Here is a 21535-nt window from a genome sequence, read left to right as displayed (position 1 = left end):
ATGCACCTCCCCTCTACTGTCTTTTCTTCCATTCATCCAGAAGCTGAATGATGATGACCTCTATTTCCTCACTGCTGCAATCCTCCGCAAAATATTCGCTGATTTTATCCGCTTTCAGCGTCACTTTCCGTTCCTTCGGCTTTTCCTCCGTCAGTATCAGGCGCACCATTGGAAGGGTAAGTTCCCCGGTCTTGCCATATTCCTTAATTTTTGCCGACTGCGCCATGCTGACATTACAGCCTTTTTCCTCTATGACTGCCTGTACCCACCCTTGCGCTTCTTCCGCAAGAAAGGAAATGTCAACGCCCTGTGAGAAACCGAGTTTTTTACCGTCCACCATAGCAAGGAGTTCATCAGACAGGCGGGAGAGCCAGATATACCGCTGAACCTTTTTAGCGTTCTCCCCGGCAGCTTCCCCGACCTCATCCAGCGTGTTTCTGCCTGACTTCTTCCCCTGATGCTTCATGGCTTCATATTTCATCTTGTAGGCTCTCGCCTTTTCGCTTGGCAAGATGTCCTCCCTCTGGATATTGGAATCCACCATGATAATCGTAGCTTCATCATCGGTATAGTTGCGGACAACCACAGGCATCTCCGTCTTTCCGGCAAGCTCCGAGCCACGTTTGCGGCGGTGTCCGGCTATGATTTCATAGCCGCCGCCCGCCCTCGGTCTTGCAATCCCCGGCACAAGCACCCCGTACTGGCGGATACTCTCGGTTGTTTCCTCCATCTTCTCATCGTCCTCCACCCGGAACGGGTGGTCTTTGAACGTATAAAGCTCTGCCAGCGGCGCATTGATAATCTGCTCCACCCCGTTTTCCTGTGCGGTATTTCCGCCGAACAAATCATCAAAACTTTCCAGAGCAACCTTTGATGCGCTTCTTGATTTTATATTACTGCCCATCTGCGCTCACCTCCTTGCTTTGCGGAGCAAAGTGCGAGTCACCCTGACGAGCAGAGGTGATTACCTCCTTTGTCAGAGAATCGTAAGCTGACGCCACTTTTCCCTTTGGATCATGCTTGTAGATGCTGACGCCCTCCGCTGAAATCTCCGCCGCCCGGACGGAAATGGGAATAACATTGGCAAATATCCTTACCCTGCTTCCATAGGCTTCCTTCAGCATGGAGCTGATGTCCTTTGCGTAGTTCGTCCGGCTGTCCACCATTGTAAGCAGAATCCCCTCAATCTCCAGCTTCGGGTTAATCTGCCGCTTTACCTTTCCCACCGTCTTAATAAGCTGCTGTAAGCCTTTGACGGGCAGGTATGCCGCCTGTACGGGTATCAGGATACTGTCGGCGCAGGCAAAGGCGTTTATGGTAATCATGCCGAGGGAAGGCATACAGTCAATCAAGATATAATCGTAACTCTCCCTGACAATCTCTATGTACGACCGGAGTACCGTTTCCCGGCTCATTACATTCACAAGGGAAACCTCCAGACCGGAAAGCTCAATGTTCCCCGGCATTAAGTCTATCCCTTCCTCATGGTGGAGGATACCCTCTCCCGGCTCTACTTCCTCGTCATTGATTAAATCTCCCATAATGGTTGCGAGCGTGACTTCCAGACTGTCCGGCTCTGTAAATCCTAAACTTGCTGTCAGACTGCCCTGTGCATCCGCATCAATCAGAAGCACTTTCTTTCCCTGTTTTGCCAATCCAATTCCTAAGTTGCTTGTGGTGGTGGTCTTGCCGACTCCGCCTTTCTGGTTTGCGATTGCGATTATTTTACACATGATGATTCTCCTTTTCTTCTACTGGTTTTCTTTTACGTTGCTTTTCCTGACTTCCACATAAGTCCGGTAATATTTCTTTGTCCCTTTGTTTGGGAACATATCGGAAAACTCCGTCACTTCGATTTTCGGGTTCCTCTGTAAAATCTTCCCAAACCACTTAATATCGTTCTTCGTCCCCATAAGCCTAACCTTTAACATCAGTCCTGTCCTCCGAACATGGCATACAGATCGTGGTTATACGTTGCGTATTCCGGATACCGAATCTGTATTGCCTGCCAAAAATAGGGCGCATAGGCACAGCAGAACAGTTCTTCCACTGTGTACCGTCTGCACTCGTCCACCTGTTCCTCCGCATCGTCATAGTCAAGGACGCTTGGCGTACCGTTGCAGTAAAGGTTAAACGCCATCCTGACCACTCTTACGCTCCCGCTGGTCTGCCAGCCTTCATGCAGGCACTCCGTTTTCACGCAGCCTGTCTTAAAATCATAAATACTTTTGATATTTCTTCTTGTGTCATCGCTGATACCAAGACAATATACAAGTGCCTTATGGTACACGTCCTGATACCTGACCTCTTTCAATTTCTCGTAGTAGAATTTTTCATGTGCATCGCTGATAAAAATAATCGCTTTCTCTGCTCCTAACGCTGTACTACTCATACATTTTTCCTCCATTTCTTATTTTGTTTTGACCATAACAAAAGGACACTTCCCTAAAATTTTCTTTTAGAAAAATGTCCTTATCGTACAAAATATTGAATTGGATTTATGAGTACAACTATTCATTAACGCTCATCATTCTTTGTTATGCGTTGTAAAATTGTTGTAAATTTGTTGTAGTTTACAAGTCCAAGTACCGCAAACCCTTGATTTTACTGGTTTTCTTTGCCAAGCGTTTTCATCGTCGGGAACAGCAAAACATCTCTTATGGCAACCGAATCCGTAAGCAACATACACATCCGGTCGATGCCAAATCCGATGCCGCCCGTAGGCGGCATACCAATCTCCAGGGCATTCAGGAAGTCCTCGTCCGTAGTATTCGCTTCCTCATCTCCCTGTGCAAGCAGCTCTTCCTGCGCCTTGAAACGCTCTCTCTGATCAATAGGATCATTCAGCTCAGAATAGGCATTTGCCATCTCCCATCCGTTCATAAAGAACTCAAAACGCTCCACATAGTCGGGATTGTCTGGTTTCTTCTTCGTCAGCGGTGATATCTCAATGGGATGATCCATCACAAAGGTAGGCTGAATCAGATGCTCCTCCGCAAACTCTTCAAAAAACAGGCTCAGAATATCACCCTTCTTATGGCGTTCCTCAAATTCCACGCCCTTTTCTTTCGCTGCAGCCTTTGCTTCCTCCGTAGTCTTAATCTCATTAAAATCAACTCCGGCGTATTTCTTCACCGCATCCACCATAGTAATACGTTCAAAGGGCTTCCCAAGATCCATTTCTACACTGTTGTACACAATCTTCGTAGTTCCAAGAACCTCCTGAGCCACATGGCGGTAGAGATTCTCTGTCAGATCCATCATACCGTGATAATCCGTATATGCCTGATACAACTCCATCAAGGTAAATTCCGGATTGTGACGGGTATCCAGGCCTTCATTCCGGAACACCCGGCCAATCTCATAGACACGCTCCAGGCCGCCTACAATCAGGCGTTTTAAGTAAAGCTCCAGAGAAATGCGAAGCTTAAAGTCCTCATCCAACGCATTAAAATGGGTCTCAAATGGCCTTGCAGCCGCACCGCCTGCATTGGCCACCAGCATAGGGGTCTCTACCTCTAAGAATCCCTGTCCATCCAGATAGCGGCGAATGCTGCTTAAAATCCGTGATCGCTTTACAAAGGTGTCCTTTACCTCCGAATTCATAATCAGATCCGTATAGCGCTGACGATAACGCACATCTGTGTTGGTTAATCCATGAAATTTCTCCGGCAGAATCTGAAGGCTCTTGCTGAGCAGAGTAATCTCCTCTGCATGAACAGAAATCTCTCCCGTCTTAGTGCGGAACACTTGTCCGCATATTCCAACAATATCACCAATATCGAATTTCTTGAAATCCTTATATGAGTCTTCTCCCACACTGTCTCTTGCCACATAGGACTGAATATTTCCCTTTAAGTCCTGCACATTGCAGAAAGAAGCCTTTCCCATGACACGTTTGGACATCATACGGCCTGCAACGGTCACGGTTTTTCCCTCCAGGTTTTCAAAATCATCCTTGATCTCCTGGCTGTGATGGCTTACATCAAATTTTGTAATCCGGAAAGGATCCATTCCCCTCTCCTGCAGGTCAGCAAGCTTCTCTCTCCGAACCTTCAGGAGCTGCTTCACATCCTGCTCCTGAGCTGCCCCATTCTTTTGTTCTCCCATAATTTTCCACTCCTCATTTCTGTTTTCCAGCTCTTGTCCCTATTTAATTGAAGCGCTGGATCTCCAATACCTTATATTCAATTATCCCTTCCTGGGTTTCCACCTGCACAGTGTCTCCAACCTTAGCTCCAATCAGCGCTTTGCCTACTGGAGATTCATTAGAAATTTTGCCTCCCAGACTATTAGCTTCCGAAGAACCGACAATCTTAAATTCTTCCTCTTCATCGAATTCCACATCCAGAACCTTTACCTTGCAGCCTACACTGATTTTGTCCAGATCAACCTCATCCTCTACAACAACCTCTGCATTCTTAAGAATCTTTTCTATTTGTTCAATTCTGGCCTCAATGTCACGCTGCTCGTCCTTGGCTGCATCATACTCAGCATTCTCAGACAAATCACCCTGTTCTCTGGCCTCTTTAATCTTCTGTGCGATTTCCTTTCTCTTGACAACCTTCAGATCCTGAAGCTCGTCCTCCAGCTTTTTCAGTCCTTCATAAGTCAGTAAGTTCTTCTTCTCACCCATTTCCTTTTACATCCTTCCTGTGTTTCTTATTCCAAATCTATTGTTACCTTCCACATCCTTGTGAACCGTAACGATCTATATTTTACAGATTCCGGCACTGTTTACTGCCTTCTCGTACATTATATCTTCTTTTGTCCAATTTATTCCTTAAAATGTCTGTCGTACAGTGCTCCCGGGCTGGCGAACTGCGTTCGTTAAAGTATAACTTAATGACCAGTTCTTGTCAATATCAATTCCTCCAGCTCCTTCAAGCTCTCCACACTGTTAATCTGTGCCCGGAGTTTTGCAGAATGAGGATATCCTGCAGTGTACCAGGAGATATGCTTTCGCATCTCCCGAATGCCTGTGTAATCCCCCTTGCAGTCAATCTGCATTCCGGCATGGCGCAGCATCATCTGCCGCACTTCCTCCATAGACGGATGCGGTTTTGATGTCCCCGTTTCCAGATAGGCCAGAATCTGACCAAACAGCCACGGATTCCCTCTTGCTGCCCGGCCAATCATAATTCCGTCACAGCCCGTTTCCTCAAAGAGCTCTTTTGCCCTGACCGGAGAATCTACATCCCCGTTCCCAAGCACAGGTATCCTTACCGCTTCTTTTACCTGCCGGATAATCTCCCAATCGGCTTTTCCGGAATAATACTGCTCTCTGGTTCGTCCGTGGACCGCCACAGCAGCAGCACCGGAAGCTTCGGCAATTTTCGCTATCTCCACTGCGTTCACATGGTTGTCATCAAAGCCCTTGCGAATCTTAATCGTTACCGGCTTTTTTATTGCTTTTACCGTCATGCTGACAATCTTCTCCACAAGCTTTGGATTCTTCATCAATGCAGAGCCTTCCCCATTCCCCACAATTTTGGGAACGGGACAACCCATATTAATATCCAAAATGTCAAAAGGCCGTTCTTCTATACTTTTTGCTATTTCACTGATAATCCCCGGATCCGAGCCAAAGAGCTGCAAGGACACCGGGCGCTCTCCAGGATCAATCTGCATCAGCTTCTCTGTATTTCGGTTATGAAATGCAATCGCTTTCGCACTGATCATTTCCATGCAGACCAAGCCGGCCCCCTGCTCCTTGCACAGCAAACGAAATGGCAGGTCGGTAACCCCTGCCATGGGCGCCAGAATCAATGGATTCGTAAGCTCTATGTTTCCTATTTTTAAACTCATTTTTTATTCCAATCCCGCAGCGTCTAAACAGTACTCTCACGCCCTGTCTGCCTTGACTTTTCTTTCCGCTTTAAACAGGCCCGAGAAATCCGTTCAGGCTTACTCACCCTACAGTTCCTCCAAAATATGGGCAAGCGCCAGAAAACGTTCCGTCCCTTTCTCCTTATCCTCTTCTGTCACCCCGTAATAACGATAAATGTCTTTTATAATATCTTCAAGTCTCTCTTTCTCCCCATCCCCCTCATACTGAGTAGATGCCTGGAGAATTCCGAATTTTTTTTCTATCTGTATATCCAGACGGCTGTTTTCAGAAACCTGTTCACCATCCTGCTTCGGGGAGCCGCTTCCTCCCAACAAAATCCGATACACCCGGAAGTCCAGAGGAAACTCTTTTGCCAGAACCTTTTCAGCTTCTTCCATCCTCCTTTGTATCTGTTCCAAAAAAGCGATCTGTTCCTTCTTCGATGCATTTTCATCTAAAGCTTTTGGCTCCGGCACAGACAATAGTTCCGGCTTATGAGTCAGTACCAGCGTTGTTCGAAGTGCTTCCTCCATCCAGACTGTCTCTTTATCCTTCTGGCCTAACCGTCTTGCCTGCCATTTCTCTACTATATACTGTTCCACCTCATCCAATGTATGAGGTTCTGACGGAATACTTTTCTTCAACTGTTCCAGCTTCTTCTCCATCTGAAGCTTTCTCTCTGCACTTTTTTTATCATCTCTTCTCCCCGCCAAAAAGATACTGGTAGGTCCGTCGGCACCTCCAATAATAGTGAAGGCACTGGCGCCTTTCTCTGTATGTCCCTGCTTTCCCAGGTAGAAGAACAGCACCCACCCAAACAAAAACATAAAGATGGCAATAAACTGAGAGGTTGACAGCGCCCCCACATTCCCGCGTTCTGCATCCCCTCTAAGAAATTCCAGGAAAAAGCGCCCTGCACTGTACAGTACAAAGAACAGTCCGGCCACCTGCCCCTCACCCTTCTTATATTTCTTAGCAAAAACAAGCAGAACAGCAAAATGCAAAAAATTCAATCCGCTTGATATAATCTGGGTAGGCATCAGCGCCACGCCGTTTGGAGCATAATCGGATGTGTGAAATACAATTCCCAATGGACTGTCCGTCTCTCTTCCATAACAGCAGCCGGCAAGAAGGCAGCCAATCCTGCCAAAGCCCTGTGCCAGTGCAACAGAAGGCACTGCCAAATCAAAGTAACTTAAGCAATTCAGCTTCTTATATCTGCAGTAAAGCACCACTCCCACCACGCCGCCTATCAGGGCGCCATAGACCACAAAGCCATCGGCAACATCAAGAAGCAGCGACGGATCTGCAAGAATCTCCTGAAAGGTCGTAATATAGTACAGGACCTTCCCGCCTATAAGGCCGGCCGCCACTGCCCAGCAAGTCAAACCAAAGACAGCTTCTTCATCAAGCCCTATCCGTCTGGCCCTGTATTCAGCCAGGAAGTATGCCAAAAAAATGCCAATCGCAATCATAAGGCCATATCCGTATATAGTGACAGGCCCAATTGTAAAAATTTCATTATGCATCCTCAATCTCCTCATTTAGAAAAAACACTTTATAAAATAGCTCCAGGGAGGCAAAAAGCTCCTGCTTTTCCTTCTGAATCGCCTTAATCTTCAGGCCGCTTCCTATCTCATCAAAAAAGAAATCATTTTCCTGACTGCTCACCTGAAAGCAAAGAGTCCCATCCTCTTCAAATTCCAGCGTCAAAATACCTCCCACCTCTGATACAAAAAGCACACACAGGATCTTCAATTCATTTCGAACATCCTCTGGAAGTGCCGAAAAGTCTTCATTAAAATAATATTTTTCCTCATAGGAGCTTGCACCGCAAAGCACTATTTTTTCCTGATACATCTGACTCTCCTACACATATCCATAAATTCCCCGCACAGATACCTCGCCTGCATAAACTGCTGTTATCTGCCCATCTTCCTCCCGTTCTACCAGAAGCTCTCCCTTATCATTGATTCCAAGAGCCTTGCCTGTATAAGCATGTCCGGGCTCCAGAACCTGCACTTGCCTGCCTATATTCACAAGCAGACTTTCATACTCTTTCTTAAGGGCACTCATATCCTCTGTCTGTACGAATATCTCATAGCATTCCTCAAAATACTTCATGCAACAAGCCGTCAGCTCTGCTCTGGAAAATGTCTCTCTTGTAGCAATGTGCAGTGAATTGGCTGTGGCAGCAATTTCTTCCGGAAATCCTTTTGTATTCACATTGATTCCGATTCCTGTCACCACATAATGAACATAATCAACTTCTGAATTTAACTCTGTGAGAATTCCTGCCAGCTTACGTCCTTCCAGCACCAAATCATTCGGCCATTTCACCTGTACTTTAGGGGCGTTCTCTCCCAATTTACGGTACAGTACCTCATTGCAGGCCTTCGCTGCCGACAGTCCCATAACCAGCGTCAGCATAGATGTGTGGCTCGGACTGATTGATGGTCTCAAAAGCAGACTCATATAAATGGCCTCTCCCGGAGGCGAACTCCAGATTCTGCCCCGACGCCCTTTTCCGCCTGTCTGCCGCTCTGCACAGACCAGCGTTCCATGAGGTTTTCCTTCCTCTGCCAACTGCTTTGCTCTGGTATTAGTGGAATCTGTCTCCCCATAGCTGATACAGCAGCGCCCCATGTCTTTTGTATTCAGACGGCTTCCAATCTCCGCCGCTGTCATTACGTCCGGTATGGAAGAAATGCGATATCCCCGGTTTTTTACGCCCTCAATCTCATAGCCTTCTTCCTTTAACTGGCCAATCACCTTCCAGACGGCAGTTCGGGATACCCCCAATTGTTCGCACAGTTCCTGCCCAGACACATAATCTTCGGCTTTTCTCAATATCCACAGTATTTTCTCTTTCATTCCTTCACCACATTTGAATGATACTTATAATCAGCGCCACCGTCAAAATTCCCGCAAAAACCGAGCAAACATAACCAATTACTTTTTTATTCTTTGCCAGCTCCATAATTCCGGAAAGACTGCACATTACAAGCCCCAGAAAAAAGGCTGACGGCACCAGAATCCCGTCTTCTTCACCTATTGCAATGAAGACTGCCAGTAATAAAACTCCGCAAGCCAGAATCATATTTACTATTTTCCAATAGTAATAGGGATCCCCTCCGGTTTTTTTACTCTGCCCCATAAATCTCAGCTCCCAGAGTTGCTGCCATCACTGCCTTAATCGTATGCATACGATTCTCCGCCTCATCAAAAACCACAGACCGAGAAGATTCAAAGACTTCATCTGTACACTCCATCTCAGTAATGCCGAATTTCTCACTGATCTCTTTTCCAATCTTTGTATTCAAATCATGAAACGCCGGAAGGCAGTGGGTAAAAATTGCCTGCGGCCCTGCATTATCCATTACCTTTCGATTTACCTGATAAGGGGACAGATCCCGAATCCGAGTTTCCCATACCTCCTCCGGTTCGCCCATGGATACCCACACGTCTGTGTAAATTACATCAGCTCCCCTTGTTCCTGCATCTACATCCTCAGTAAGCGTAATGACTGCACCCGTCTCCTTTGCCGCAGCTTCACACCATGCTGCCAGATCTTGATTCGGGAAATACGCCTTTGGCGCACATGCCGTAAAATGCATTCCCATTTTCGCACAGGCGATCATCAGGGAATTGCCCATATTATAACGGGCATCTCCCATATACACCAGCTTCACTCCCCTCAGTCTTCCCAAATGCTCTTTCACTGTCAAAAGCGTAGCCAGCATCTGGGTGGGATGATATTCATTGGTTAAACCGTTCCATACAGGAACCTCCGCATATTTAGCCAGTTCTTCCACAATCTCCTGTCCAAAGCCCCGATACTCAATGCCGTCAAACATTCTGCCCAATACCCGAGCTGTATCAGCGATGCTCTCTTTCTTACCAATCTGAGAACCTGACGGATCCAGATAGGTAGTTCCCATGCCCAGATCATGAGCCGCTACTTCAAAGGAGCAGCGAGTACGGGTACTCGTCTTCTCAAAAATCAAAGCTATATTCTTACCCCGGAGAGGTTTTTCTGCAATTCCCTGCTTTTTTCTGGCCTTCAGCTTTCCTGCCAGATCAACCAGGTATTCAATCTCCTCTGGCGTAAAATCCCTCAAGGTTAAAAAATCGCGTCCTTTCAAATCCATCCTCATATCCTCCTGCTATTCCGCTTCCGTAATATCTTTTCCAAATACACCCTGGTTTAAAATCACATGCACAAAGGCCGGAATTTCCTCCGGCAGGCCGCCGTCTGCGGCCTTTTTCCTCACCGCTCCAAGAAGCTCATCCACAGTATAAATCTGGTACTTCCTAATCCGCAGCAGTCTTGCACAGGCCTCCAGCATGGACAGGTACAGAGTTTTATAATTCCAGTTGCTTCCCAGCTTCAGCTCAGCCGCTATCTGGGGCAGAATTTTCTCCATATAACAGCGCAGCTCCCCTCCGGCTTCCCGTTCCGGTTTATAACCGTCAAGAAGAAGCTTTAAAGCCTCCGGAGCAATCTGCACTAATTGCTTTAAATAATAGCACTCTTCCTCTTTTTGTTCAATATAATATATTCTTCCTTCCAATCCATAAAGCATCCGCATGGCATCAAAATAACCAATCCGCATATTCCTCCGGCTTTTTGCTCCATCAAATTGCAGGATGCTGCCCAATCCGGTTCTGGGGGCAATCTCCAGTACTGTTACCTGATCCGGAATGGTGATCTTCTTTTCATGCCCCACGCCAAAGATGCGGATAAGAATCAGATTCTCATAACCTCTGCCCAGCAGTGCATTCACCGGAAGTACATTGGTTACGCCGCCGTCCATATAAGTCTTTCCGTGGAGCTTCTCATTTTTAAATACCGGAAGATAGGAGCTTGCCAGGAGCATATCCTGCATCTGTCCCTCCGGCACACTTTTCATATCTACGTCCAGCTCTTTTCGATCTGTTACAGAAAAAGTACAGGAATAAAACTCTACCGGGCTCTTTCGAATCCGATCCTCATCCACATTCTCCTCAAGCAGACGCCGCAGAGGTGCAATATCAGCGCCTCCTTCTCCTAAGATTTTAAAAGTATCCTTAAGTGTGCTCCGCAGATCCTCCGCCTTAAGCTTCTCCTTGTCAAAAAGACGAGCCATCATTTCATCATCTACATCCATTACCTTAGAATAGGCGATGTTCTTCCAAAGCCGTTCTGCCTGCTCCAAGTCGTCCATACAGATCAGTGCACCATTCAGAGCTCCTACAGAGGTTCCGGCCACACCGCGAATCTTGATCCCAGCCTCTCTGAGTGCCTTCCATGCTCCAATCTGATAGGCGCCTTTGGCGCCTCCGCCTTCCAATACCAGTCCATACTCCTTAGACAAATCAATCACTGGCTCCACAGTTCTGTCTTCCTTTCCCATGCAAACTAAAACCACTGAAAGCCACCCTTCGACCTTCCATGATGCAAATACGGGGACACCTTAAGTGTCCCCGTAAGTCTCTTTGCCTTAGCTGTCCTTTGCCACTTCTGTAATGGCTTTTATGGTGCCTGCCAGTCCCTGAATATCTGAAGGTATGATAATCTTTGTAGCCTGACCGTCCGCTGCTTTTGCAAATGCCTCCAAACTCTTAAGCTGCAATACAGAGCTGTCCGCTTCCACTTCCTTGAGCATTCTTAAGCCATCCGCATTGGCCTGCTGAACCTCCAGTATAGCCTGTGCCTGACCTTCCGCCTCACGAATAGTTGCCTCCTTCTTTGCCTCTGCACGAAGAATGGCTGCCTGCTTCTCTGCTTCTGCATCAAGGATAGCCGATTCTTTCTTACCTTCTGCTACCAGAATTGTAGATTTTTTCTCACCCTCTGCACGAAGAATAGCTTCACGGCGCTCACGCTCTGCCTTCATCTGCTTCTCCATGGCATCCTGAATGGCTGCCGGAGGAATGATATTCTTAAGCTCTACACGGTTTACCTTGATTCCCCACGGGTCAGTGGCAATGTCCAGAGATGCACGCATCTTGGTATTGATTACCTCACGGGAAGTCAGAGTCTGATCCAGCTCCAGCTCACCGATAATATTACGAAGGGTGGTGGCTGTCAGATTCTCGATAGCCATAATCGGGTTCTCCACTCCGTATGCAAACAGCTTAGGATCGGTAATCTGGAAAAATACAACCGTGTCGATCCGCATCGTAACGTTATCCTTGGTAATCACAGGCTGAGGTGCAAAGTCTACCACCTGTTCCTTTAAGGTAACACGCTTTGCCACCCGGTCAATAAAAGGCGCCTTAAAATGGATACCAACGCCCCAAGTTCCCATATAAGCACCCAGACGCTCAATAATCAGCGCCTGTGCCTGAGGTACAATCTTGATACAAGATGCAAGAATCAGCAAAATAAAAATCACCAATATAATTACCAGTATAATTCCCCAACTCATAGTGAATCCTCCTTTTTAACCTCAACAATCAGCTTTACGCCCTGTACGGCTGTAACCGTAACATGGGTATCTTCCTCAATAACCATTGAATCTTCTCCGGCCCGGGCCGCCCATGTCAGCCCATTTACAAAAACCTCGCCTTTTCCTTCCAGATTCCGAATCGCCGATGTAACTACCGCAGTCTTGCCTATCAAGCTGTCTACATTGGTCTTCTCCTTCTTCTGGTTGTTAAAATAGCGCACTGCCCAGGGACGTGTTGCGAACAACAGAATCAGAGAAACGGTACAAAATACTGCCCACTGAAGCACCGGTGAGACTTCCATCAATGAAAGCGCAAAAGCTGCCAGAGCGCCGCCTGCAAACCAGATGGTCGTAAGGCCCAGTGTGATAATCTCGATGACCAGCAGCACGATGAAAAGTATCAGCCAATACATGGCAACCATTCTGCTCCCTCCTTCTTCTCTGCGAATAACCTTATTGATTCCAAGGTTTATCATACTATAATTCTCTCCGAATTACAAGTATTTGATTCATTTCCTTCCCACACCCTGATACCATCAGTCCAGAACAAGCTTTGCACAGCCATAAATCCCTGCATCATTCCCCAGCTTGGCCAGGGCGAACTCTGTATCCTTGGCCGACTTATATGCATAAGGTTTGTAATATTCACGAATGTAATCCAGGAGAATCTCACCGGCCTTTGATACACCGCCGCCGATTACGATAACCTCCGGATCCAAAATGGCTGTCATAACGGCAATCCCTGTTCCCAAATACTTTGCAAAGCGTTCCGCTACACCCTTTGCCAGCGCATCCCCTTTCTTCAAAGCGTCAAAGACGTCCTTTGCCGTAGCCTCTCCCTCTCGCAGAAGGGACGGCTCATCACTTTCAGCCAGCGCTTCTCTGGCAAGACGTGCAATTCCTGTAGCTGAGGCAAACTGCTCCAGACAGCCCTGATTGCCGCAGCCGCAGTGTTCCTCTATGTGATCCTCTACATGGATGTGGCCAATCTCACCTCCGGCTCCGTGGGCTCCGGTGAGAATTTTCCCGTCTACAATGATCCCTCCGCCCACACCGGTTCCCAGGGTCAGAAGCAGAACATCCTTGTGTCCTTTTGCTCCTCCCACCCACATCTCTCCTAATGCCGCCACATTAGCATCATTTGCCGCCTTACAGAGAAGTCCTGTACGCTCGGAAAGCTCCTTTGTAACCTCTTTGTAGCCCCAGCCCAGATTCGCTGTATGCGGCACAATGCCGTCAATGGATACCGGTCCCGGAACCCCTACGCCGATTCCGGCAATCTCCTCCGTATTCAGCTTCCGCTCCTCTATCTTCTTCAAAATGGCTTCAGCCGTATCCGGCAGAATGGCTGCGCCCTCATTTTCCGTATGGCTCTTAATCTCCCATTTATCGAGTACGTTTCCCTCTGCGTCAAACAATCCCAGCTTTACAGTTGTTCCTCCTATATCTGCTGCAAAACAATACTTTTTCATTTACTCATCCCCCGATCTTAACTTTTCTTTGCAATATTGGCCTGTACCCGGCGGTACAGCTCTTCCGCCGCATTGTACCCCATCTTCTTCTGCCTGTGATTTACTGCCGCAGACTCTACGATAATAGCCAGATTGCGGCCCGGACGGATAGGAAGGGAATGGCAGACTACTTTATTTCCAAGAAACTCTGTGTATTCCTCCTGTAAACCCATGCGATCATACTGTTTGTCCTTGTCCCACTCTTCCAGCTTAATCACCATGTCGATGGTCTGGGTTTCCTTGACGCTCTCTACACCGAACAGGGTCTTTACATCTACAATACCGATGCCTCTCAGTTCAATAAAGTGCTTGGTTATCTCGGGAGAACGGCCGACAAGGGAATCATCGCTGACCTTATGAATCTCCACCACATCATCTGTCACCAGACGGTGCCCCCGCTTAATCAGCTCCAGAGCCGTCTCGCTCTTTCCGATTCCGCTTTCGCCCATAATCAGTACGCCTTCGCCGTAGACATCCACCAGTACTCCATGAATAGAGATCCGGGGTGCCAGCTCTACATTCATCCATCGGATCACCTCTGCCATAAAGTTAGAGGTCATCACCGGAGTGCTTAAAATAGGCACCTGATACTTATGTGCCAGCTCCAGAGCCGCTTCCTCCGGCTCTGTCTGGGAAGTGTAAACCACACAGGGAATATTGCTGGAGAAAAACCTCTCGTAAATAGGGAATTTTTCCTCCTTGCTCCTGCTTTGCAGATAGGTATACTCCACATACCCCACAATCTGCACTCGCTCCGAAGCAAAATGATCAAAATACCCGGTCAACTGCAGGGCCGGCCGGTTTACCTCCGGCGTAACCAGCTTCATTCCCGCCATGTCAATGTCCGGAGTTTCGTTCTTGAGATTCAGTTTTTCTACCATCTTTGTCAGATCAATACTTTGTACAACCGCCATAGTCTTTCCCTTTCTTATTCCCACCCTTTTGGGCACTGTAAACTGGTTTTATTTTATCACAGGATATGGATATGTTGCAACCGGCTCAATGAAAAAATCCATATACCTGCTCCGCCGCCCGACGGTTCATGGAAGGTATGGAAGCAAGCGCATCTACATCCGCCTGACGAATAGCCTCCAGTGACTGAAAATGCTTCATCAAAGCTTTCCGCCTGGATGGCCCGATTCCCTCAATATCATCCAGGATGGAATGCACCTGCTCCTTGCTCCGTAAAGATCGGTGATACTCAATGGCAAACCGGTGCGCCTCGTCCTGAATTCGGGTAATGAGCCGGAAGCCCTCAGAGTTTTTCTCAATGGGAATCTCCACATTGTTATAGTAAAGCCCTCGGGTTCGGTGGTTGTCGTCCTTTACCATGCCACAGACCGGAATCGCAAGGTTCAGTTCCTTTAGTACCTCCAGAGCAATGTTGACCTGCCCTCTTCCTCCGTCCATCATAAGGAGATCCGGAAATTTGGTAAAGCTTCCGAATTGGTCGGAAATCTCCTTATCCTTAAGCTGTTGCTGCTCTTCCATTCCGTGAACGAATCGTCTGGTCAGCACCTCCCTCATGCTGGCATAATCATCCGGCCCCTTCACAGAGCGGATCTTGAACTTTCGGTAATCACTGCGCTTGGGCTTTCCTCTTTCATAGACCACCATGGAGCCTACAGACTCAAAACCATTTGTATTGGAGATATCGAAAGCTTCCACCCTGCTGATTCCCGAAAGCTGAAGAAGAGAAGCGATCTCTTTCATGGCGCCAATGGTTCTGCCTTCCTCCCTTTTTATCTTTTCCTTATCCTGACTAAGCACCAGAGCAGCATTCTTTTTCGCCAGTTCTACCAGCTTTTCTTTTGTGCCAATCTTGGGAATCCGTAAGTATACCCGATGTCCTTTTCTGGCAGACAGCCATTGCTCAATGACTTCTCCGTCCTCAACAGGCTCTTCTATCATCAATTCTCTGGGGATATAGGGTGTTCCCGCATAAAATTGCTTGATAAAGCTGCTTAAGATCTCCTTTGTCTGCTCACCCTCCGCAATCCGCAGATAAAAATGATCCCTGCCAATGAGCCGCCCGTCCCGGATAAAGAACACCTGGACCACTGCATCCTCTCCCTCGCTTGCCAGTGCGATGATATCCTTATCCTCCATGTCGCTGTGAGTAATCTTCTGCTTCTGGGCAATCTGCTTCACACTGTTCAACAACTCCCGCTGCTCAATGGCCGCTTCAAACTCCATAGCATCTGCCGCTGATTTCATTTTCTCTTCCAGTTCTTTGATTAAGGGAGCATAATTTCCGTTGAGAAATTCCAGGGCCTTTGCTATATTTTTCCCGTATTCCTCTTTGGAAATATATCCCTGACAAGGGGCATCACACTGTTTAATGTGGTAATTCAGGCAGGGACGATCCTTTCCTATATCCTTGGGAAGATTTCGGCTGCAGGTACGAATCCGGTACAGCTTATGAATCAAATCAATGACATCCTTTACGGCCCCTGCACTTGTATAGGGGCCGTAATATTTCCCTTTATCCTTTTTTAACTGACGGGAAAAGAGCACCCGGGGGTACTCTTCATTTACTGTTACTTTAATATAAGGATAAGTCTTATCATCCATCAGCATAGTATTGTATTTTGGCCTGTGCTCCTTGATAAGATTGCACTCCAAAACCAATGCCTCCAACTCTGAATCGGTGATAATGTATTCAAAACGGGCAATGTGTGTCACCATTTGCTCAATTTTGACTCCCTTGTTCCGGCTGGATTGGAAGTACTGCCTCACTCGGTTTTTCAGGGAAATGGCTTTTCCCACATAGATGATAGCGTCCTTTTCGTCGTGCATCAGATACACGCCTGGCTTGGCAGGGAGCTTTTTTAGTTCTTCTTCTATGTCAAACATGGCTTCTGCATCCTTATTCTATAATTTTTAGATCTCAGAAATAAATTCATTAATGTAGTAAAGCGCTGCTCCCATAGCTGAAGCTTCTTCATTCAAATGACTGACCTGAATGCTGGAAGGGTTCATGTTGAAATTGCAGCGTTTTATTGCCAGTTCTCGAATTTTCTCTAAGTGGGGTCCCACATAGCGTCCCACATAACCTCCTAAAAGCACCTCACAGTCAAAGCTTATGTTCAAATTGTTGATGACAATCACCAGATAACGAAGATATTCTTCCCATGCTGCCTTGCAGGCAGAATCTCCCTGCTCCAGTCTCTCAAAAAAGAGAGCCAGATTTCCATCTGTTAAGTTCGACAGAAGCGATGCCGAGCAGTAGGCATCTACGCATCCATAATTGCCGCAATAGCAGCGGCGTCCATCCGGAACAAGCGTCATATGACCAAATTCGCCACTTCGCATATCCTCTCCATAATATAGCTTTCCATTCACAAACACTGCACCGCCCACCGAGTTGCTCAAGGATAAGTACAGCACATCACGACCGGAATGATTATTGTAAAACTCCGCAAATCCACCCGCATTTGCATCATTCATAAAATGATATGGATATTTAATATAAGACGCAAGATCATCATACAGCCCTGTCAAATCATTAAAAAGAGGTGCATATATAACACTCTTGCCATCTGCTCCAATAATAGCCGGGAGGGAAACTCCCACTCCCAAAATTTGTTTTGATGAAATCCTGCTGCTTTTTATCATATCCTGAAGCAGTTTTTCCACTGCCGTATAATATCCCTTACCCTGCTGAAAAGGCAGGCGGTAACGTTGGGATTTCAACACGTTGGCAACCAGGTCAACCATCACCAGATTTACATGATTTGGCGTAATATCCAATCCCAGCGCAACACGAGCTGTAGGATTGCTGGAAATAATCTTTGCTTTTCTCCCTCCAGTAGACTGGAATGAACCATTCTCTTTTACTAATCCATCCTCAATCAGCTCATTTAGATTCTGAGACACTGTAGGAATACTGATGTTAAGCTGATATGCTATCTCCTGTTTAGAAGTATTCTCTTTAGCAAGTACTATCCGATAAATATTATTCCTGTTTATTTTTTTAATCTCTATATTTGTCGCCTTGTTTAGCACTCTTTTTCTACCCCTCGAATCTTTGCCGTTTATTTTTAATATAACAGAATGTCTGCAACTTTGCAAATTATTACCATATAAAACCCCACAAGAAACCTTTGCTGTTTTAGTAGGTTTCTTGTGAGGTTTTCCTTTAAACCATATCCGCAGGCGCTCTGCCTCCATTTGCTGTACTCCCAGTTTTATTGTTCTACTTCAAAACCTGTATTTTCTTGTAGGCAGCTTTGTAACACTCCTCTACAATTGTTCTGCACAAATCAAACAAGTGCCTTCCCGGCTCTGCATCTATCTTTTCTGCTGCCGCAGCACACATATTCGTATAATAATTTACTTTTCTTATTCCAAGAGAAACTGCTCTTTTTATGTCCTCATCCGGAATCCCCGATGCTCCATGAAGTACGAGCGGGACTGCTGTCATAGCGGAAATCTTCTCCAAAATATCAAATCGCAGTTTAGGCTCTGCTTTATATATGCCATGAACATTTCCGATAGATACCGCTAAAGCATCAATTCCAGTCCTTTCAACAAAATCTGCCGCTGTCTCAGGATTTGTAAATACATGACTGTCATCTTCAAAAATATCACCCAATCCAGACACATGCCCCAGTTCAGATTCTACAGAAACGCCCGATTCATGTGCCAATTTTACTGCATCTCTTGTATTTTGGACATTTACCTCATAAGGTTTATCAGATGAATCTATCATGACAGACGTAAAGCCATAGCGAATGGCCTGCCTAATATTCTCCAGTTTTGTATAATGATCTGTATGAAGCACCACTGGTATGTTTGCCGTCTCTGCCATCCCTTTCACGGCACTTGTAAAATATGGCATATCAATGTGTTCGATAAAAGGTTCTCCATAAGCAATAATTACAGGAGCCTGCAATTCTGCCGCTGCCTTTAACACACCTTTTACCATCTCCAGGTTAAAGCAATCAAAATTTCCCAAAGCATATCTGCCCTTCTCCGCTTCTTCTAAAGCTTTTGCCAGTGTAATTAAACTCATTCTTCCGTCTCCTTTATTCTTTGCGGATGCTGCTTCCATCCCTGGTCTATCCTTTGATTCAAGACTTCCAAAGACGGAATTTCTCTATATGCATCATAGGAAGCCACACAAGACGCCCCCGCAGCTGCAGCCAGTTCCACACACCTTCTCATGGGATAGGCTTTTTGCATTGCCAGCAAAAAAGCTGCAATGCTTACATCTCCTGCCCCGCTTCCTGATCGTACACAATCCGGTTCAAAGCATGGCATATAGAGCTCCTGTGAGCCCCAATCCACAAGCTGCTCCCCCAATCCTCCGCCTATTGTCTGTATATCTTCCCATGAAGCTGTTTTTAAAAACATTCCCTGTACTCCACACTTAATAAGTACAATCCTTCCTCCCCATTCCATCAGTGTATCCGCCAATTTTTTAACATACTCTAACGAAACAACCTCTGCAAAACTCTTATTCTGCTTTACCGCTTCCTGATTCAGCTGATAAAAGTACTCTTTATCTATGGCAGAAGATAGTTCCTCTACACTTGGCAGGAAAATATCTACATAAGGAATTACCTGCTTTACTGCAAGTTTCCAGTCAACCCGGCTTGCCTCACTCCCGGGAGCGGCCAATGCCATATCCAAAGATGTAGCTACTCCCAATTTTTTTATCCTTTGATACATTTTAACCAACTCGGCCCCATTATCCTGGTAAAATCGCTTCATGCTCTGTGGATAACCAAAATGGAAAATGCCCGCTTCCCGGATCTTATTATAATCCAGCTCTTCCCACGAAAAGACAGCATTGCACCCCACATCATGAACAAATATCCTGTCATATCCCGGAACTGCAAGCACGATTGAATAACTTGTATCAGCCTGATCTGTATGCAAAATTGTTGTCATCACGGGATAGGCATTTAATTCCTTTTCTAAAAGCTCTCCAAAAAAATCATTTCCCAGCTTCGTCATTAAATGTACATTTCCGCCAAGCCTTGCAAGACTCAGTCCTGTATTGGATACTGTCCCGCCGCCGCTGATTGTGATTCCCTTTGCATTAACAACTTTCCCTGGCTGCAGCATCTCATAAAAATCCGTAACTTTTCCATCCGTAAACTGAGGTGTCAGGTCTAAGCAAATCAGTCCTGCTACAACAATTTTTTTATCCTCCATTCCTCTTCTCCCGTTATGGCAGATTAATCACTAAATGCTCTTTAAATTGCTTTACGCCGGAGGCTGCTTCCAGCAGTATATTAGAATAGCATCCCAGCTCTCCGCTTCGCACAATAAACTTTGCCTGTTCTGTAGCCTTTACCAACTCTGCCTGACTTATTTCCTCAAAGTCCTGCTCTTGAAAGGTATTCTTTAGAAAAGTGTAACCTTCCTGGTTCAATCCCTTCATCTCGCTTGCAATCGTTACTTTTTGAACCACAATTTCATCTAAGATTGCTTTTAAGCACTGCTGCATGTTAGGAATGTTAAAACTTAAAGCCAAATCAATTCGTTTCATATCTTTGGGAATTGGAAATCCTGCGTCACAAAGTAAAAATCTATCTCCATGTCCCAAACCTGCAAGCTCATTACTTAACGGCTGATTGATAACACCTTGTCTTTTCATACTATTACCCCCTGATTGCAAAACGGGCATAGTAAAACCGGAATTCTACTATACCCGTTTTTATCTTTTATCTGTAATTTCTTTATCCTTCTGTATTCGGATGAATTATTACTTTAATAGAACTGCGATCCTTTACATTTTCGTCCAATCCATCATAAAAATTATCTAAGGCAAACTCTCCTGTCACCAATGCATCCCCATCTACTATTTTGGACGCTAGCACGTCTACTGCTCTTCCGAAATTATGAGACTGGCAGAAAGAGGTACTAAAGGTCAATTCATTGTTAAACATCAGATTGGGATCCAGTGTCATTTTTTCTTTGCTATGTACAACTGCATACTGAAGAAGCATGCCGCCCTTTTTCAGCAGCTTCATGGAGTGTTCACACACCTTTGGGCTTCCTGTTGCATCTACAATCAGATTTACACCCAACGGCTCTTTTTCCAACAAAGCATTTTCATGCACTGAGTAATCATTCCGGTCCATAGCAATGGTTTCAATCCCCATCTTCTCAGCCAATTCCAATTTGCTGGAAGCCCCGGCTATCATATAAACTCTGCCTGCGCCGGATGCCTTGTACAGCTGTGCCAAAATCAAGCCCATGGAACCGGCTCCAAATACCACAACCGTATCACCATATTTCAGGTTGGAACGGTCAACTGCATGCAGACAACAGGCAACCGGTTCACTTAAGGCTGCAGCATTGAAAGAAAGTGTATCTGGAATATGAAATACCTTCTCCTTTTTCAATCTGACAAACTCCGCAAACCCACCATTGATATTGTGTCCCAAAGAACCAAAGGTAGGACAGTAATTGGATTCCTCTCTGCGGCAGTAATAGCAATCGCCGCAGTACTCTGTATTGTCAGCCGTTACTCTGTCACCCGGCTTAAATTCCGTAACATTCTTTCCAATCTCATATATATAGCCTGCAAACTCATGTCCCGGAACTACCGGATACTTTGCCAGATCAGTTCCAGTGCCGTTGTCATGATCATGCTCTACTCCTTTACAGATGGAGGCCGACATTACTTTAATGATAATCTCATCATCACCACATTCCGGATAGGGAATCTGGCGTATGCTTGAGTTCTCACGCCCCGGCTTGTCATACATCAATGCTTTCATTGTTTTTCCCATAGTTAACCT

At 46.1% G+C, this 21535-nt stretch carries 22 protein-coding genes and 1 pseudogene; all 23 read right to left on the bottom strand.

Annotated features, from left to right (window positions below; genetic code table 11):
* Positions 1-13 precede the first annotated feature (13 nt).
* Entirely contained in the window at positions 14-904 is an 891-nt protein-coding gene (locus VSQ61_RS21010; RefSeq protein WP_159749842.1) for a ParB/RepB/Spo0J family partition protein, read from the bottom strand.
* Positions 894-1733: a ParA family protein gene (locus VSQ61_RS21005; RefSeq protein WP_159749840.1), complete on the bottom strand. Its 840-nt coding sequence runs from the start codon at positions 1731-1733 to the stop codon at positions 894-896. Before VSQ61_RS21005 ends, VSQ61_RS21010 begins: the two co-directional genes overlap by 11 nt.
* 18 nt (positions 1734-1751) lie before the next feature.
* Positions 1752-1931 (bottom strand): hypothetical protein, encoded by a 180-nt coding sequence (locus VSQ61_RS21000; RefSeq protein WP_004066881.1) that lies wholly within the window; start codon positions 1929-1931, stop codon positions 1752-1754.
* Entirely contained in the window at positions 1931-2392 is a 462-nt protein-coding gene (locus tag VSQ61_RS20995; protein WP_159749838.1) for a DUF6075 family protein, read from the bottom strand. The genes VSQ61_RS21000 and VSQ61_RS20995 overlap by 1 nt, the downstream gene beginning before the upstream one ends.
* Before the next feature lie 227 nt (positions 2393-2619).
* Positions 2620-4110 (bottom strand): annotated as a pseudogene (gene lysS, locus VSQ61_RS20990) (lysine--tRNA ligase); the annotation flags it as partial.
* A gap of 43 nt (positions 4111-4153) precedes the next feature.
* Positions 4154-4636: a transcription elongation factor GreA gene (gene greA / locus VSQ61_RS20985; RefSeq protein WP_334346307.1), complete on the bottom strand. Its 483-nt coding sequence runs from the start codon at positions 4634-4636 to the stop codon at positions 4154-4156.
* Positions 4637-4842: 206 nt separating this feature from the next.
* Positions 4843-5808 (bottom strand): tRNA dihydrouridine synthase DusB, encoded by a 966-nt coding sequence (gene dusB, locus VSQ61_RS20980; RefSeq protein ID WP_334346306.1) that lies wholly within the window; start codon positions 5806-5808, stop codon positions 4843-4845.
* A 108-nt stretch (positions 5809-5916) separates the two neighbouring features.
* Complete coding sequence (locus tag VSQ61_RS20975) at positions 5917-7359, bottom strand: prolipoprotein diacylglyceryl transferase (protein ID WP_334346305.1); 1443 nt, start codon at positions 7357-7359, stop codon at positions 5917-5919.
* Positions 7352-7690, bottom strand: a complete 339-nt coding sequence (locus tag VSQ61_RS20970) for a DUF6145 family protein (protein ID WP_334346304.1) — start codon at positions 7688-7690, stop codon at positions 7352-7354. Before VSQ61_RS20970 ends, VSQ61_RS20975 begins: the two co-directional genes overlap by 8 nt.
* A 9-nt stretch (positions 7691-7699) precedes the next feature.
* Positions 7700-8704, bottom strand: a complete 1005-nt coding sequence (locus VSQ61_RS20965) for a biotin--[acetyl-CoA-carboxylase] ligase (protein ID WP_334346303.1) — start codon at positions 8702-8704, stop codon at positions 7700-7702.
* Between the two features lie 4 nt (positions 8705-8708).
* Positions 8709-8987, bottom strand: a complete 279-nt coding sequence (locus tag VSQ61_RS20960; protein WP_334346302.1) for a DUF6637 family protein — start codon at positions 8985-8987, stop codon at positions 8709-8711.
* Positions 8974-9981: an ornithine carbamoyltransferase gene (argF, locus tag VSQ61_RS20955; RefSeq protein ID WP_334346301.1), complete on the bottom strand. Its 1008-nt coding sequence runs from the start codon at positions 9979-9981 to the stop codon at positions 8974-8976. The genes VSQ61_RS20960 and argF overlap by 14 nt, the downstream gene beginning before the upstream one ends.
* A 15-nt stretch (positions 9982-9996) precedes the next feature.
* Positions 9997-11205 (bottom strand): patatin-like phospholipase family protein, encoded by a 1209-nt coding sequence (locus VSQ61_RS20950; protein WP_334346300.1) that lies wholly within the window; start codon positions 11203-11205, stop codon positions 9997-9999.
* Between the two features lie 108 nt (positions 11206-11313).
* Positions 11314-12243 carry an SPFH domain-containing protein gene (locus VSQ61_RS20945; protein ID WP_334346299.1) on the bottom strand — a complete coding sequence of 310 codons (930 nt, stop codon included), beginning with the start codon at positions 12241-12243 and terminating at the stop codon, positions 11314-11316.
* Positions 12240-12740 (bottom strand): NfeD family protein, encoded by a 501-nt coding sequence (locus VSQ61_RS20940; protein ID WP_334346298.1) that lies wholly within the window; start codon positions 12738-12740, stop codon positions 12240-12242. Before VSQ61_RS20940 ends, VSQ61_RS20945 begins: the two co-directional genes overlap by 4 nt.
* A 60-nt stretch (positions 12741-12800) precedes the next feature.
* Positions 12801-13736 carry an ROK family glucokinase gene (locus VSQ61_RS20935; protein WP_334346297.1) on the bottom strand — a complete coding sequence of 312 codons (936 nt, stop codon included), beginning with the start codon at positions 13734-13736 and terminating at the stop codon, positions 12801-12803.
* A 17-nt stretch (positions 13737-13753) separates the two neighbouring features.
* Positions 13754-14689, bottom strand: a complete 936-nt coding sequence (hprK, locus tag VSQ61_RS20930; protein ID WP_334346296.1) for an HPr(Ser) kinase/phosphatase — start codon at positions 14687-14689, stop codon at positions 13754-13756.
* A gap of 85 nt (positions 14690-14774) precedes the next feature.
* Positions 14775-16631 (bottom strand): excinuclease ABC subunit UvrC, encoded by a 1857-nt coding sequence (uvrC, locus tag VSQ61_RS20925; RefSeq protein ID WP_334346295.1) that lies wholly within the window; start codon positions 16629-16631, stop codon positions 14775-14777.
* A gap of 27 nt (positions 16632-16658) precedes the next feature.
* Positions 16659-17783 carry an ROK family transcriptional regulator gene (locus VSQ61_RS20920; RefSeq protein WP_334346294.1) on the bottom strand — a complete coding sequence of 375 codons (1125 nt, stop codon included), beginning with the start codon at positions 17781-17783 and terminating at the stop codon, positions 16659-16661.
* A gap of 190 nt (positions 17784-17973) precedes the next feature.
* A complete protein-coding gene (locus VSQ61_RS20915; protein ID WP_334346293.1) occupies positions 17974-18792 on the bottom strand; it encodes a class II fructose-bisphosphate aldolase in 819 nt (272 codons plus the stop codon).
* A complete protein-coding gene (locus VSQ61_RS20910) occupies positions 18789-19940 on the bottom strand; it encodes a carbohydrate kinase family protein (protein ID WP_334346292.1) in 1152 nt (383 codons plus the stop codon). Before VSQ61_RS20910 ends, VSQ61_RS20915 begins: the two co-directional genes overlap by 4 nt.
* A 13-nt stretch (positions 19941-19953) precedes the next feature.
* Positions 19954-20385 (bottom strand): D-ribose pyranase, encoded by a 432-nt coding sequence (gene rbsD, locus VSQ61_RS20905; RefSeq protein ID WP_334346291.1) that lies wholly within the window; start codon positions 20383-20385, stop codon positions 19954-19956.
* A gap of 82 nt (positions 20386-20467) precedes the next feature.
* Positions 20468-21535 (bottom strand): alcohol dehydrogenase catalytic domain-containing protein (locus VSQ61_RS20900; protein WP_334346290.1); only part of this gene is annotated, 1068 nt, incomplete at its 5' end.

This window comes from Candidatus Merdisoma sp. JLR.KK006 (assembly GCF_036941035.1).
Taxonomy (GTDB): Bacteria; Bacillota; Clostridia; order Lachnospirales; family Lachnospiraceae; genus Laedolimicola.
Note: the sequence above shows the minus strand (reverse complement) of the source record. Positions and strands in the feature narration are given on the sequence as shown.